The 13,994-nt window shown below is 55.9% G+C and carries 13 protein-coding genes; 7 read left to right on the forward strand and 6 right to left on the reverse strand.

Going from position 1 to position 13,994, the window contains the following annotated elements; translation table 11 throughout:
* Nucleotides 1-58 precede the first annotated feature (58 nt).
* Together NYE69_RS06210 and NYE69_RS06215 are read left to right on the forward strand one after the other, a co-directional pair.
* Nucleotides 59-493, forward strand: a complete 435-nt coding sequence (locus NYE69_RS06210) for an NfeD family protein (protein ID WP_036626537.1) — start codon at nucleotides 59-61, stop codon at nucleotides 491-493.
* Nucleotides 493-1,428 carry an SPFH domain-containing protein gene (locus NYE69_RS06215; protein WP_036626536.1) on the forward strand — a complete coding sequence of 312 codons (936 nt, stop codon included), beginning with the start codon at nucleotides 493-495 and terminating at the stop codon, nucleotides 1,426-1,428. The genes NYE69_RS06210 and NYE69_RS06215 overlap by 1 nt, the downstream gene beginning before the upstream one ends.
* Before the next feature lie 391 nt (nucleotides 1,429-1,819).
* Here NYE69_RS06215 and NYE69_RS06220 read toward each other — a convergent pair whose 3' ends face one another.
* Together NYE69_RS06220 and NYE69_RS06225 are read right to left on the reverse strand one after the other, a co-directional pair.
* Nucleotides 1,820-2,500, reverse strand: coding sequence for a PspA/IM30 family protein (locus NYE69_RS06220; RefSeq protein ID WP_328272269.1), 681 nt, complete (start codon nucleotides 2,498-2,500; stop codon nucleotides 1,820-1,822).
* A 28-nt stretch (nucleotides 2,501-2,528) separates the two neighbouring features.
* Nucleotides 2,529-2,753, reverse strand: coding sequence for a PspC domain-containing protein (locus NYE69_RS06225; RefSeq protein ID WP_155621398.1), 225 nt, complete (start codon nucleotides 2,751-2,753; stop codon nucleotides 2,529-2,531).
* Between the two features lie 407 nt (nucleotides 2,754-3,160).
* Here NYE69_RS06225 and NYE69_RS06230 point away from each other — a divergent pair, with 407 nt between their 5' ends.
* The 3 genes from NYE69_RS06230 (at nucleotide 3,161) to NYE69_RS06240 (ending at nucleotide 6,177) form a co-directional block, all read left to right on the forward strand.
* The gene (locus NYE69_RS06230; RefSeq protein ID WP_340925183.1) at nucleotides 3,161-3,715 is read left to right on the forward strand and encodes a flavodoxin family protein; all 555 of its coding nucleotides are present in this window, start codon (nucleotides 3,161-3,163) and stop codon (nucleotides 3,713-3,715) included.
* Between the two features lie 466 nt (nucleotides 3,716-4,181).
* Nucleotides 4,182-4,919: a glycerophosphodiester phosphodiesterase gene (locus NYE69_RS06235; RefSeq protein ID WP_155621400.1), complete on the forward strand. Its 738-nt coding sequence runs from the start codon at nucleotides 4,182-4,184 to the stop codon at nucleotides 4,917-4,919.
* A 4-nt stretch (nucleotides 4,920-4,923) separates the two neighbouring features.
* The gene (locus NYE69_RS06240) at nucleotides 4,924-6,177 is read left to right on the forward strand and encodes an SLC45 family MFS transporter (protein ID WP_340925186.1); all 1,254 of its coding nucleotides are present in this window, start codon (nucleotides 4,924-4,926) and stop codon (nucleotides 6,175-6,177) included.
* A gap of 93 nt (nucleotides 6,178-6,270) precedes the next feature.
* Here NYE69_RS06240 and NYE69_RS06245 read toward each other — a convergent pair whose 3' ends face one another.
* The 4 genes from NYE69_RS06245 to NYE69_RS06260 form a co-directional block, all read right to left on the reverse strand.
* Entirely contained in the window at nucleotides 6,271-7,674 is a 1,404-nt protein-coding gene (locus tag NYE69_RS06245) for an MFS transporter (RefSeq protein ID WP_340925188.1), read from the reverse strand.
* A gap of 151 nt (nucleotides 7,675-7,825) precedes the next feature.
* A complete protein-coding gene (locus NYE69_RS06250; protein WP_340925190.1) occupies nucleotides 7,826-7,984 on the reverse strand; it encodes a hypothetical protein in 159 nt (52 codons plus the stop codon).
* A gap of 116 nt (nucleotides 7,985-8,100) precedes the next feature.
* Entirely contained in the window at nucleotides 8,101-8,949 is an 849-nt protein-coding gene (locus NYE69_RS06255) for a YcnI family copper-binding membrane protein (RefSeq protein WP_340925192.1), read from the reverse strand.
* A gap of 43 nt (nucleotides 8,950-8,992) precedes the next feature.
* On the reverse strand, nucleotides 8,993-11,017 hold the full coding sequence (locus NYE69_RS06260) for a copper resistance CopC/CopD family protein (RefSeq protein ID WP_340925193.1): 2,025 nt from the start codon (nucleotides 11,015-11,017) through the stop codon (nucleotides 8,993-8,995).
* 547 nt (nucleotides 11,018-11,564) lie between these two features.
* Here NYE69_RS06260 and NYE69_RS06265 point away from each other — a divergent pair.
* Both NYE69_RS06265 and qoxA read left to right on the forward strand, forming a co-directional pair.
* Nucleotides 11,565-12,542, forward strand: a complete 978-nt coding sequence (locus NYE69_RS06265) for a diaminopimelate dehydrogenase (RefSeq protein ID WP_326045757.1) — start codon at nucleotides 11,565-11,567, stop codon at nucleotides 12,540-12,542.
* A 460-nt stretch (nucleotides 12,543-13,002) separates the two neighbouring features.
* Nucleotides 13,003-13,980, forward strand: coding sequence for a cytochrome aa3 quinol oxidase subunit II (qoxA, locus tag NYE69_RS06270; RefSeq protein WP_328272032.1), 978 nt, complete (start codon nucleotides 13,003-13,005; stop codon nucleotides 13,978-13,980).
* Nucleotides 13,981-13,994: the final 14 nt, after the last annotated feature.

Below are 13,994 nucleotides of genomic sequence, written 5' to 3' on the forward strand. Positions count from 1 at the left end.
TTTTTGGTATGGTCGCCGTATATATAATTATAATGCGGAAAGGTGGTGCAACAGGGGGATGGAAATGTGGGCCATTTGGCTGATCGCCGCCGGAGCTTTGCTGGTGTTCGAGATGATGACGCTGACGTTTTATTTGCTGTGGTTATGCATCGGGGCGCTGGTGGCGGCGATCGTGGCTTGGATAGCCCCCGAGGCTTATGTTTTGCAGGTGGTGGCCGGCTGTCTGGTCGCTTTAGGGTTGACCATATTTACCAAGCCGCTGTCGCGAAAGTTTCGCGCATCGAAAGGGTTTAAGGATGTCGGCACCGAGCTGGTAGGCAAACAGGGCATCGTCGTGGAACCGATTGAAGAGGGGCAATACGGCATCGTCAAGGTTGGAGGAGACACGTGGAGCGCCAAGTCCGCCGTGCCGATCGGCAGGGATGAGCGGGTGCGGGTGCTGAAGCGCAGCAGTACGATTATCGAGGTAGAACGATGGGAGGAAATTTCTTAATGCCGTGGGTTATTCTTGTAATTATTGTTGTCGTCGTGGTCGTTTTTATTTCGCTTACGATCAAAATTGTGCCGCAGCAGCGGGTGGGCGTCGTCGAACGGCTCGGTAAATTCCACCGGCTGTTGACGCCGGGGTTGAACATCCTGATTCCGGTGATCGACCAGGTTCGCCTGTATCATGATTTGCGGATTCAACAGACGAACGTGCCGCCGCAAACCGTAATTACGAAGGACAACGTTCAGGTGGAAATCGATACGATTATTTTCTATCAGGTGGTCGATCCGGAACAAGCTACGTATGGAATTTCCGACTACGTATACGGGGTTCGGAACATCACCACCGCTACGATGCGGCAAATTATCGGTAAGTTGGAGCTCGATGAAACGTTGTCCGGCCGGGAAAAAATTTCGACGGAAATCCGCATTGCGCTGGATGAAGCGACGGAAAAGTGGGGCGTGCGGATCGAGCGCGTCGAAGTGATCGACATCAAGCCGCCGATCGACATTCAGGAAGCGATGGACAAACAAATGAAGGCGGAGCGGAACAAACGGGCGATTGTGCTCGAAGCCGAGGCCGCCAAGCAGGACATGATTTTGCGCGCCGAAGGCGACAAGCAGAGCAAAATCCTCAAGGCGGAAGGCGACAAGGAAGCGCGCATTCGCGAAGCCGAAGGCTTGCGGCAGGCGCAGGAACTGGAAGCGCTGGGGGAAGCGAAGGCGATTCAGGCGGTGGCGGAAGCCGAGAAGGCGCGGATCGAAATGCTCCGCGATGCCGCATTGACGGAAGAGGTGCTGGCTTACCAGTCCTTCGACGCTTTGAAGGAAGTGGCCAAAGGACCGGCGAACAAAGTGTTCATCCCGTCCAACGCGATCGAAACGCTCGGCAGCCTGGGCGCGATCGGCGAAGTGTTCAAGTCCGGCAAAGAAGGGAAATAATTTTGCAGGCGCCGAATCGAAAAAAAACTGGCAGGCATTCAAGCCTTGCCGGTTTTTTTCTTTTAAGGCAGCGCGTTTTGCCTCCCCGTTTGTTTTTTTGGCAGTAACGCCGCTCCACTGGATCAATACGGGATCAACTGCAAAAGTGCAGTTGATTTTCCCGACATACGCCATTTAGGAGCGGTTGAGATGCAAAAGTGCATCTGTTTTCGGGCCGTGGGATATAAAAGTATCTTTTGGCCGGAAATGAACTGCAGTTTTGCATTTGGCGAACCATTTTCGAGGGAGTTCGACGAAATTCGCATGCCCTTTTGCATTTCGCGGGAGTTGGCTTGTCAACGCGCAAAAACCGCCCGGGTGATTACACCGGGCGGTTTTCTATATGAACGGCTCAGGAGTGCCGGGCCGATAGCTGCTGCTTGAGGCGTTCCAGCTCCGCGTTGACGGCGGGGGTAGGAATGCCGGCGTCTGCGCCGGCGGCGGCAGGGGAGGTTCCGTAACCGGAACCGGAAAGCTGGCCGCTTGCTTCCCATTCCAGGATTTTCTCTTCCATGCGTTCGAAGCCGCGGGCCGCCGTGCCGCTTTCAATGCCGCGGCTGATGCTAGGCTTCTGCTCCGCTTTCCGCTCTTGCGCTTTGCGGGCCCGTGCGGCCAACTCGTTGCGCTTCTCCTTCAGGCGGTCGTATTCCGCCTTGCCTTCTTCCAGGCGAAGCTCCAGCTCCTTCACGCGCTCGCGGGCTTCGCTGGCGGCGGCGGCGTATTGCTGCGCCTGCTCCTCGTAGCGCAGCTTCTCCGCCGCGGCGTGCTGCGCCGTAACTTCGTCTCCGCTCTCCAGCGCGGTCAGCGCGCGGATTTCGCTTTGCTTGGCCAAATGGGCGATGTCCGCGCTTTTTCTTTCCTGCACGGCAGCGTTCATTTGCTGTTCCTTGATCGTTTTTTCCATATCGTTCAGGTCGTCTTCCAGGTTGCGCAGGTACTGTCCGGTCATGACCACCGGGTCTTCCATTTTGTTTAACACTTCGTGTATGGACGCTTTGGCTAAGTTGGCGATTCTGTCAAAAATGCTGCTCATGATCATCTCTCCTTAGATTAGTTTTCGATTAGTAGTTGGTGAACGGTTCGTCGTATCCTAGTCCGGCAAACGGTTCTCGCGGCACGATCAGGCTGGCGATCAGGTACAGGGCGACGACGGTTCCGGCGCTGAAAAAGACCGCGATCAGGGCGACGAGCCGCACGACCGTTGCGTCGACCCCCAGCCATTGGGCGATGCCGCCGCACAGGCCGCTAATTTGTCTGTCCGTGGAGGAACGGTAAAGTTTTCTCATAAATAACCACTCGCTTTCTTTTATTTGAGGTGATTCAAAAAGTCGGCTTTGGATCACGAAAGCAGTAAGGCTGCAAGCCGGCTTTTTGAACATTAATTTTAAAATCGGGTTGGCGGTTCGTGTTGCTTCCGCTGTTCATGCTTTTATTCTAGCGGGATTTGCGGCCGGACATAACGGGCCTGAGACGGTTTGTGAACTGGACCTTGGTCGGGTTGGTTCCTCGGCGCAAGGTCGGGGATTATATTGCGGAACGGGGCGGACATCCTTCATTCACAATTCGTGAAAAAGCGCCAGCAATTGCATCTCAATGTCATAAAGATGTAAAACATCGTATAAAAATAGGGTAGGCGTATATTCGGAAAATGAGCGGATAGGCTGAAAAGTAGATAGGGAAAGGAAGTGTGGGCATGCGCATCGCTGTTTTGCAGGGCAGCACCAGGAGTGGGGGCAATACGGAGCAATTAACGAACAAGGTATTAGAGGGGATTCCCTATACGAATATCGTTTTGCGCGCCAAACAGATCAAACCGATTCACGATCAACGGCATAGGGAGGGCGGGTTCGATCCGGTCGACGATGATTATGAAGAGATGATCCGGGAAGCGCTGGAGCACGACGTGCTTGTGTTTGCCAGCCCGGTGTATTGGTACGGCGTTTCCGGCATTTTGAAAAACTTCATCGACCGCTGGTCGCAAAGCCTGCGCGATCCGCGCTACGCTTTCAAAGCGGCGCTCGCAAGCAAAACGGCTTACGCCGTCGTGGTCGGCGGGGATAACCCGCGGATCAAGGCGCTGCCGGTCATCCAACAGCTGCAGTATACGTTCGACTTCGTTGGCATGCCGTTTGCGGGGTACATCATCGGCCAAGGCAGCAAGCCGGGAGACATACTGAACGATCAGCGGGCGCTCCGCGACGCCGAGGCGCTGAACGCCGAATTGCGGGCGTGGATGAAGGTGGAATAGGAGAGGGCGGGCAAGGAGCATACCTTGGGGCGCAAACCGGAGAACGGCTGCCTGATTGGAAGGCGGTGCGGGTTCTCCGGTTTTTTCGTCGCTGGTGTTGGCGCCGGTACCCTTTGTTTCGCATCGTCATTGGAAAAATCCAATAGATCGCCGGATATCAAACACAATTTGGCACTCTCATTGGAAAAATCCAATAGATTTCGCTCAAGCTGCCCATTTTGTATCCTGCTGAGCCGCATCTATTGGAAATATCCAATCAAACCGCTGCAGTTGCCATTGAATCTCCATTCTATTGGATATATCCAATCAGGCCGCGCATCTATGCCAAATTTTCAACTTTAGTTGGATATTTCCAATCGGATCGCCATGGGTGGCGCCCATTTTAATATGGGTCTAACATTGCAGGATTATATTGGGAGGATGGATTATAATAATTTTAAGTAAATATCCCAAGGAGGAATCACCATTGGCCGAGATCATCAACTTTGCGCACCGCGGGGCGGCGGGGCATTGCCCGGAGAACACGATGGCGTCTTTTGCCCGGGCCCTTGAACTGGGGGCTACCGGAATCGAGACGGATGTGCAAATGACCCGGGACGGGAAGCTTGTGCTCATCCACGACGAATCGCTGCAGCGGACGGCGGGGACGCCGGAGTGGATCAAGGACATCACGCTGGAGGAAGCGAGGCAATGCGAGGTGGGCTCCTGGTTCCACAAGAACTACGCGGGGGAAAGCATCCCGACGCTGGAGGAGCTGCTGGAACTGGTGCGAGGTACGGATACAATCATCAATCTGGAATTGAAAACAGGCGTTGTGCTGTATCCCGGCATCGAACAAAAAGTCATCGACGCCGTGCGGCGTTTTGGCCTGGCCGAGCGGACGATCATTTCCAGCTTTAATCATTATTCTTTGGTCGAGTGCAAAAAAATCGCTCCGGACATCCGCACCGGCATTTTGTATATGGAAGGGTTGTACGAGCCTTGGGATTACGCGAAGCGGATCGGGGCAGACGCGCTGCATGCGTACCAGTATGCGCTCACGCCGGAGCTGGTTGCGGCGGCCAAAGAGGCCGGGGTCGCTTATCACCCGTTTACGGTGAACGATCCCAAAGTGATGCGCGCGCTGATTCAGGCCGGGGTGGCGGGCATCATTACGGACTATCCCGATGTCCTGGCCGAACTGCTGGCCAAACTAGGAGTGTGAGCGGATGAAAAAAACATGGCTGCTGGGACTGGGCTTTTTCAGCATCAGCTTGACCTGGGCGCTGTATAACGCATTTGTGCCGCTGTTTTTGGACGATTATGCGAAAAGCGCCGCTTTGATCGGGTTCATGATGACGATCGACAACTATTTCGCCATCGTGCTGCAGCCATGGATTGGACACCGCAGCGACAAAACGATTACCAGGTTCGGGCGCAGAATGCCTTATCTGTTGATCGGCATGCCGCTCGGCGCCGTATTTGCGGCTTTGATACCGCTGCATACCGGCTTTGTTACGCTCGTTTTGTTTATGGTGCTGATGAACTTGTCGATGAGCTTGTTTCGGGCCCCGACGGTCGCTTTGATGCCGGACATCACGCCGGAGCATTTGCGGACGAAAGCGAACGGGATCATCAACTTGATGGGCGGAATCGGTTCGGTGCTCGCTTTTGGCCTCGGCTCCAAGCTGTACGGGATCGGCTCTTACGTGCCCTTTTTGTTTGCCGGGATCGTGATGCTCGTCTGCATGGTGGTGCTGAAGGCGGTGATCCGGGAGCCGGCGGTTTATGCTTCTTCAGGAGCCGGGGGTGGGGCCGCATCTGCCGCATCTGCCTCATCCGCCGTATCCGCCGAGCCAAAACGCCCGGTGCGGATCAAGGACCAACTGGACAAAACGACCGTCCTGATCCTGGCGGCGATTTTTTTCTGGTTTGTGGCGTATCAAGGCGTGGAAGCGCTGTTTACGCTGTACGGCACCAAGCAGCTCGGCATGAGCGACAGCGAAGCGTCGTTTTCGCTTACGTTTTTCTCGCTGGCGTTCCTGACGTTTGCGCTGCCGAGCGGCTGGCTGGGCGCCAGGTTCGGTAAGAAGCCGATCATTTCGCTGGGGGCGGCCGGGCTGTTCGTCGTTTTCGGCGCGGTCGTTTTCGTGGAGTCCGTGCTTTGGCTGCGGATACTGCTGATCGTCGGGGGGATTTTTTGGGCGTTCATTAACATCAACTCGTATCCGTGGGTGGTGGCGACCGGCTCGGAGGAGAGCATCGGCACCCGCACAGGGATTTATTATTTCGTATCATCGCTGGCCGCCATCACCTCGCCGCCGCTGCTCGGCTGGCTGATCGACGCGTTCGGTTACCCGGCGCTGTTCGTCAGCGCTTCGCTGGGGATGCTGCTTGCGTTGCTCTGTCTGCTGGGCGTGGCGCCGGAACGAAAATCCGCCGGAGGCGGGCCGGTGGACAAGAGGCCGCTTGGCGTGAAGTAACGCGGTGGTTTGCCGGATTATCGCCCTTTGCCACCAAAAAACAGCGGCATCCAGGCTTCGGGCATGAAGTCTTGGAATACCGCTGTTTTTGCTTTATTTACCGTGATGCAAGCCGAGGGCGGCTATCCAGGCAATAAACAGGCTGGCGGTCGCCGCCAAAAAGGCGTCCGAATAAGAGACGGCGTCCAGCAGGTACAGGGGATTCAGAGCATTCACGGCTTCCCGGCGGGCGGAAATAAAAGCCCCGATCATGCCGGCTCCCACACCTGCTCCAAGGTATACAGCCCCCTGGAATATGCCCATGCCCACACCGGCCTGTTCTTTGGCCAGCGCGGATACGACCGCGTCATTGGCGGGGGAATTCGTAAGCGCAAAGGCGATTCCCACGCCCATAACGCCGAGACAAACCCAAACGGGAGAAGCACCTGCGGCAAAGGCGGACAAGTAAAAGGTTGAAATCCCCATCACCGCCACCCCGGAAATAATCACACGTTTGTTGCCCCAGCGAGCAGAAAGACGGCCCGCTAACGGCGATAGAACCGCCACGGCCGCGCCTCCAGGCAATAGGATCATCCCCGCTTGTCCGGGAGAAAGTCCGTTTACCTCCACAACCAACAGCGGAACGAAAACCAGTACGGCAAAATAAGCGAACATCGCAAAGAAAATCACAATTACCGCGCTGACATAAAACCTGTTTTTAAACAAGGCCGGCGGTACAAATGGATGCTCTGCGGTGGCAATGCGCCGGATAAATCCCGCTAAAGCCAGAAGCGATCCCCCCAGGCTGCCGAAGGAAGAAAACGAAGCAAAACCGGCAGCTTCACCTTGGGTCACGCCAAAAAGAAGCAATCCGGCCGAAAGTCCAAGCCATATTCCTCCGATCAGGTCAAAATTTCGCCGCGGTGCGGCTTCCGTCTCCGGTTGGATCGCCGGGAATACGCGGAGCGTACCGATCACGATCATTGCGGATAGCAGAAACGTAAACCAGAACAGCGACTGCCAGCCTAGCCATTGACCGACGACGCCGCCGAAAATCGGGCCTCCCGCGGTGCCGACCCCAATGGATCCGGCTATGACGCCAAGCGCCGCCCCTCGTTTTGCCGGTGAAAACACTTTTGAAATGGTGATGGCGGACAGAACCGGGATAGCCGACATCCCGGCGCCTTGAACCATCCGCCCCAAAACGAGGAGGGGCAGGTTCGGGGCGAGAGCGCAAAGCAAACTTCCCAACGACAGGACCGATACGGCGAAAGCAAACAGCTTCTTGAGCTCGAAGTAATCCGACATTCGCCCGTAAAATGGCACTCCGATCGCCAGTATTAGCGCTGCGCCGCTGACTACCCAACTTACTTGAGCCTCCGACACCTCCAGCTGTTTGCTGATCAGAGAGAGCACCGGATTAACCATATCCACGGTGATCGCGGCCACAAGAACAGAGAGTGCGAATATCGCTAATAAAAGCGTCGATGCTGCTTTGGACTTCATATTTGGTTTCATGATGATACGCCTCCTAAAAATAATGGATTTCTATTTTTAGGAGGCAAAATCTACTGCTTTTTTGCTCAGGTCTCTCACTCCAATATGTTAATATGCATACAAAAAGGCGCCGTAAGCCGGCGCCTGGTTTTGCTTCCGCGTTTATTCGGATTTACAGCAAGGTGGCGAAAAGCGATTCCGGCCCGGGTTTGGTATAAGGTTGGACGTAAAAACGCTGCTGGAAAATGGACAGACGGGTCCCGTTAAAGCCCGATTTGCCGGATTTTTTTACAGATAATTCCGTATAAGCAGGTGCAACTACCGTTCTCATCGCTTTTCGCCTCCTCTCCATATTGTTAATACAAAATTATAGTAAATGCTTCATGAGAATACAACTATGATTATCCGGCCGTGAAGCAACGGAGGTTCATGGCGCAGCGTCAACGGTCAAGCCGGTTTCCGCTTAGAGCGGAGGGTGAGCCACAATGCGGCCAGCGATACGAGCAGGGCGGCGATGGAGACCACCAGAGTTGCCGTTTCAAGCCCGGACGTGCCGGAGTTTTGCGCCGCGGCGGAATTGGCTGCGGCTGCGTCCGCGTTGGTGCTGCCGCTTTGGGCGCCAGCTTTCCCGGCGTTCGCACTACCGGCGTTCGCGTTCCCGGCACCGTTTGCGCCGTCGCCGCTCGCCCCAGTGCCCTCGCCGTTTGTGCCGCCGCTTGCTCCTGTGCCTGCGCCTTCAGGCGCGCCGCTCGCGCTGCCCGCGTTGCTGTCGTGGCCGTGCCCGGCATCGGCGTTCGCCGCGCCTCCAGCTTCCGCGCTGATTACCGTCAGCGAATGCGGATAATCGGCGCCTTCGCCGCCGGTCCATTCCACCACGCTGCCGTCGCTATAATACTGGAAGGCGTCCCAAGCCACTTCGGCCGCCTTGCCGGGGTTTTTGGCCACGAAGTCGAATTGCTGGAATTCACCGGGCCCGATTCCGCCGTCCTCGGCGGACCAGGTGACCGCCGTCACGGCGCCGGCATCGTTTTTGGTCAGTTCGACGTCCCAGTCCGGAATTGGCCGGTATTGCTTGAACTCAACGCCGTCCGGTATTTTTAGCGCAACCTTGACCGTGGGGATGTCCTTTTCGACGGGGACCTTGATGGTGTACGTTTGCCAGGCCCCGGGGGCGGATGCTCCGGGACTGACGGTCACATGCGCGCTGGCGACGCCGGCGAAAAGCAGGGTGGCCGCGGCCGCTGAAGCGACAGCGAACCATAAACGGTGTATACGTAATGGAATGGCTCTAAACATGTTGATCCTCTCCTTTTATTCATTGCATTAATGATTTAGTGGATTATTTACTGCCGACCCGCAGCTCCGTATCGTAATCCAGGGTGTCCAGCGATTTCAGCAGGATATGGACCCGGATATTCCAGCGGCCGCCCATCGTAATGATCCCGTCAGCCTGAGCTTGGGGCAGATCGCTGCCAAGCTGCTGGCCGGAAAACCTGATTTCGGCGGCGCCCATATCCATTTCTTTGGAGGTCAACGTCAGCGTAACTTGTTCGATATCCCGGCGGGGCTGGCCGTCAGACCCGACGATTTCCGCACGGAACGTATTGGCCCCCACAAGATTGGGCGTAATGTTGATCGTCACGCGCGACCCGTCCGGGAGCTGGTTCGTCAGCTTGGCCGGTCCGGGGTTGGCCGCGGCGGTCGGCAGATTGGCCAGCAGCGCCGCCAGCACGAGAACGGCCAAGCCGAGGGCGAATTCCGTCCAAACCCCGGCTCCCAGCGGCCGGGAGGGCTTGCGTCCGCGCAGAAAAGCCGACAGCCCCAGCGCCAGGCAAACCAAGGTCAGCAGTATTTTCGCCAGCAGTACCTTGCCGTAGTCCGTATGAAAAAGCGCGTACCAGGTAGGCACATGAAGCAGGCTTCCGTACACGCCGGTAGCTATCAGGACGGCGACGCAGCCGGCGGCCAGCATGGAGAAGCGCCGGACCGCGTGCCAATAAAGCGGTTGTTGCGGCGAATCCGCGGCGGTAGCCGAGGGCGGGGCGTCCGACCTGCCGGACAAGCCGCCGGTAGCCGCGCCCGGGTCCGCCGCCGGGTCCGCCGCTGGCGCAGGTGCGCGTGCCGTTCCGGCGAGGGGCTCCGCCGGCGCAGGTGCGCGTGCTGACCCGGCGAGGGGCTCCGTCGGCGCAGGTGCGTGTGCCGTTCCGGCGAGGGGCTCCGCCGGCGCAGGTGCGCGTGCTGGCCCGGCGAGGGGCTCCGCCGGCGCAGGTGCGCGTGCTGACCCGGCGAGGGGCTCCGTCGTCGCAGGTGCGTGTGCTGACCCGGCGAGGGCCTCCGCCGGCAGCGGCTTCGGCCGGGCGGCAGCGGCCGGCAGCAAAAACGCCAGCGCGCCCACGCCGCCGAGCCAGATCAGCCCGGCGGCCAAGTGCAGAAAGTCCGCCGTGACGGCGGCGGACTTCACCGAGGCCGTGGCCGCATGGCCGATAAAAGCTTTGGCGAGCAGCAGGCCAAGGCCGGCCGCGAAAGCGAGGGCAAGGAGCAGCCTGCCCGGGCAGGTCTTGTTGCTGAAGGCGCGCAGGAGGAGTATGGTTGCCGCAAGCAATACGGCGAGCAGCACGGCCTGGTACTCCCAGATCTCGCCAAAGCTCGTGTAAGTCAGCGTCTCCCGCAGTCTGTCGGGATCGAACGCATTGCTCCAGCCGCCACCGGCATCGCTGGCGGTCTGCTGCGGCAGGCTGAGCAGAACGCCGGCCGCGGCCGCGGCGTATCCGAGCAGCAGTGCCATACGGCTGCGCCGTTTTAGCCGTTCCCGCACCACACTTGTTCGTTTTCCGGCTGGCAGCAGCCATAAATGGAACGCAAGAGTTCCCAAATACAAGGCCATACCGCCGTAAAACAGCCAACGGACCGCCAGCAGGCTCCAGCCGGGAAAGCTGCGCTGATCGGCTGCGCTGTGCTGGGGTACGCTGTTTGCAGCCCCTTGCCCGATTTGAAAAGAAATCGTCCCGGAGACGGGGTGTCCATCGCCGGAAACGACTCTCCATTTGGCCGCGTACACTCCCTCCGGCAGATCCGGCTTCAGCTCAACGCTTAGCCGGGTCGGCTGCTCCGGATCGAACACAGGCTCGCCCGCCGCCTCGCTAATGCCGGACGGCCCGATCACGTCCAACTCGTAAAAGCTTGCTTCGATCGGCTCGTTAAACTCGATTCGGACGGAGCTTGGCGCCTCGTCCAGCGTCTCATCCGCCGCAGGCGCCGAGGAAACGACGTAGGCATGGGCCAGCACGGCGGAAGGGCGGATGCCTAGCGCAACGAAACACGCCAACCCGATAAGCAAGGCCCATTTGCACCATCGTGATTTCAACTTCATCCCCCTGCCTTTATCAAAAAAGTCAATGATAAATTTCACAATAAATACTATTTTACAATAGTTGTCAAAACTTGAATATGACTATAACGGGCTATATGGGATTAACCTTGATCTGATTTTTTGTCGATTGTGTGAAGGTTCAAGCGGGTCTGTTCTCCAGTCTAAACGATGGGTCAACCTCCAAATCAGCGTTTACCAGCCTGACTGCCTGCTAATTGGAATGGCCAACCGTCCCCCTGCAAAATAGCGGCACTTAAAATAGCGACACTTTATGTACTTATTATCCGAAACCTAGCATGTGTATCCCCATTAGCGGCATTTTATGTACTTATTTTCCTATACATAGTCCATAATGCGGGCATTCCTTACGATCTTAAGAAAATATCGACATAAAATGCCTCTATTTCTCTCAAATGGACGGGATCGCCGAAATAAAGACACTTAATGTCCTTATTCATGCTAACTTTACGTGTTAACTATTTAAAATAGGCCAAGGGTAAGCTACAATGGGTAAGAGTCTACATTTGGAGGAGGAAGGCAAGTGGCAACGAAGATCAAAGCGGGTATCGTAGGATACGGAAATTTGGGACGGGGTGTGGAACTGGCGCTAAAGCAGAATCCCGATTTCCAGCTGCAGGCTATTTTTTCAAGAAGAAAACCGGATGAGGTGGCGGCGGCCGGCGGCGTCGTGCACATTTCCGAAATCGAAAAATATAAAGGCGACATTGACGTGCTCATTCTTTGCGGCGGTTCGGCCACGGATTTGCCGGAGCAAGGACCGGAACTGGCGGCCTTGTTCAATACGGTCGACAGCTTTGACACGCATGCCAAAATCCCTGAATATTTCGAAAAAGTCAACGCAGCGGCGACGAAGGCCGGAACGGTCAGCGTGATTTCCACGGGATGGGATCCGGGCTTGTTCTCCTTGAACCGGCTGCTTGCCGAAGCCGTGCTGCCGGAAGGCAAAGAGTACACGTTCTGGGGCAAAGGGGTTAGCCAAGGCCACTCCGATGCGATCCGCCGCGTTGCGGGCGTCAAAGATGGCAAGCAATACACGATTCCGGTAGAAGCGGCGGTCGAACGTGTCCGTAAAGGCGAGAATCCGGAACTGACCACGCGCGAGAAGCATTTGCGCGAATGCTATGTCGTTGCCGAAGCAGGGGCCGACCTGGCCAAAATCGAGCATGAGATCAAAACGATGCCGAACTATTTCTCGGATTATGACACTACCGTTCATTTCATCAGCGAAGAAGAGCTTAAAGCAAACCATTCCACGATGCCGCATGGAGGCATGGTGCTGAGAAGCGGACGGACGGGTAAGGACAGCACGCAGCTGATTGAGTTCGGTCTGAAGCTGGACAGCAACCCGGAGTTTACGGCCAGCGTGCTCGTAGCATACGCCCGCGCGGTGTACAAGCTGTCGCAAGCCGGGGAGTCGGGGGCGAAAACCGTATTCGATATCCCGTTCGGTCTGCTGTCGCCGAAATCGCCGGAGCAGCTTCGCAAAGAATTGCTGTAGTGCGTTAAACAAAAAAAGTACGAAAAATAAGAACAGGCTGTCCTTGCGGATCTTGAAAGATCCTGAGGGCGGCCTTTTTTTGCGGCGTTAGCAAAGAGGACAAAAGAGAGAATAATGTGAATAAAATCACGAATAATCAAAACTATTATGACAATTCTGCGAACTATTCGAGAACAAGCCCCCATTGTGAACATTTATCAAAATCGCGTTTTTTGCCGGAATTTCGCCGAAAACGAGCTTTAATTGGGATTGCTAGAGGTGTAAAGGACTATTATCACACTCAAAAATAGAAATAATTTACATAAATGACTATCTCTATGAATTGTTATTCGCTGTTCCCTTCCCTAACATTAAATTAGCTGAAAGACGATAGCTGTCACGGTTTGTTCGTGATGGCGTTCACAACGTTCAAAACGTTCATAACGAAGGTTCACAATGAAGAAAGGGGTATCGGTGTCCTATGAAAAGGAAAGGGTTGCTGCTCGTAGTATTTTCAGCCCTTCTTGCGCTGCTGTCCGGATGCGATTCGTTAACGGTTTTGAATCCGAAAGGGCCGGTGGCCAAGACCCAATCTGACGTCATTATTTTCTCTATTATTACGATGGCGTTTATTTTGCTTGTTGTTTATGTTCTGTACATCTACATGCTGTCGAAATACCGTGCTTCCAAATTGCCTGCGGATTATGAGCCGCCGCATGAGGAAGGCAGCAAATGGCTGGAAATCACCTGGATCACCATCCCGATCATCATCGTTGCGGTGTTGTCGGTCGTGACGGTCCGCAGTACGGCCGCCGTGGAAAAGGTGCCGGCAGGCTACGAGGACCAGAAACCGCTGGTGATCTATGCGGCGTCCTCCAACTGGAAATGGCATTTCAGTTATCCGGAGGAAGGTATTGAAACGGTAAACTACGTAAATATCCCGACGAACCGGCCGGTAGAGTTCCGCCTGTATTCTTACGGGCCGATCACTAGCTTCTGGATTCCGCAGCTGGGCGGCCAGAAATACGCGATGAGCGACATGGTCAACAAGCTTAACCTCGTTGCCGAGCATGAGGGCTCCTACATGGGCAAAAACTCCAACTTCTCCGGCGAAGGCTTTGCCCATATGGAATTCGAAGCCTTGGCAATGTCTCCGTCCGATTTCGACAAATGGGTGAAGGATGTAAAAACGACGGCCCCTGCGCTGACGGAACAGGAATTTGATTCCTTGCTGAACACGGAATTTGTCGGCCGCAAATCGTATTCGTCCACGCATCTGTCGTTCAAACCGGCTCCGGAGGGCGAAAACGCCGGGCATCATCACGGCGGCTCGGAGGAAGGTACGACGGGTTCCGAAGAAATGGACCGCTCCGAAATGGATCATTCCGGGATGGATATGCCCGGCATGGATATGTCGGACATGAACGACTCTACGATGGATCATTCGACGCATAACTAATCAACGGGAAGGGA

This window comes from Paenibacillus sp. FSL R5-0527, assembly GCF_038008055.1.
Taxonomy (GTDB): Bacteria; Bacillota; Bacilli; order Paenibacillales; family Paenibacillaceae; genus Fontibacillus; species Fontibacillus macerans.

Bases quoted from the DNA above. Each gene is read 5' to 3' on its own strand.
- NYE69_RS06210 (WP_036626537.1), top strand. From the start codon at position 59: ATGGAAATGTGGGCCATTTGGCTGATCGCCGCCGGAGCTTTGCTGGTG.
- NYE69_RS06215 (WP_036626536.1), top strand. From the start codon at position 493: ATGCCGTGGGTTATTCTTGTAATTATTGTTGTCGTCGTGGTCGTTTTT.
- NYE69_RS06220 (WP_328272269.1), bottom strand. From the start codon at position 2,500: ATGAGCAGCATTTTTGACAGAATCGCCAACTTAGCCAAAGCGTCCATA.
- NYE69_RS06225 (WP_155621398.1), bottom strand. From the start codon at position 2,753: ATGAGAAAACTTTACCGTTCCTCCACGGACAGACAAATTAGCGGCCTG.
- NYE69_RS06230 (WP_340925183.1), top strand. From the start codon at position 3,161: ATGCGCATCGCTGTTTTGCAGGGCAGCACCAGGAGTGGGGGCAATACG.
- NYE69_RS06240 (WP_340925186.1), top strand. From the start codon at position 4,924: ATGAAAAAAACATGGCTGCTGGGACTGGGCTTTTTCAGCATCAGCTTG.
- NYE69_RS06245 (WP_340925188.1), bottom strand. From the start codon at position 7,674: ATGAAACCAAATATGAAGTCCAAAGCAGCATCGACGCTTTTATTAGCG.
- NYE69_RS06250 (WP_340925190.1), bottom strand. From the start codon at position 7,984: ATGAGAACGGTAGTTGCACCTGCTTATACGGAATTATCTGTAAAAAAA.
- NYE69_RS06255 (WP_340925192.1), bottom strand. From the start codon at position 8,949: ATGTTTAGAGCCATTCCATTACGTATACACCGTTTATGGTTCGCTGTC.
- qoxA (WP_328272032.1), top strand. From the start codon at position 13,003: ATGAAAAGGAAAGGGTTGCTGCTCGTAGTATTTTCAGCCCTTCTTGCG.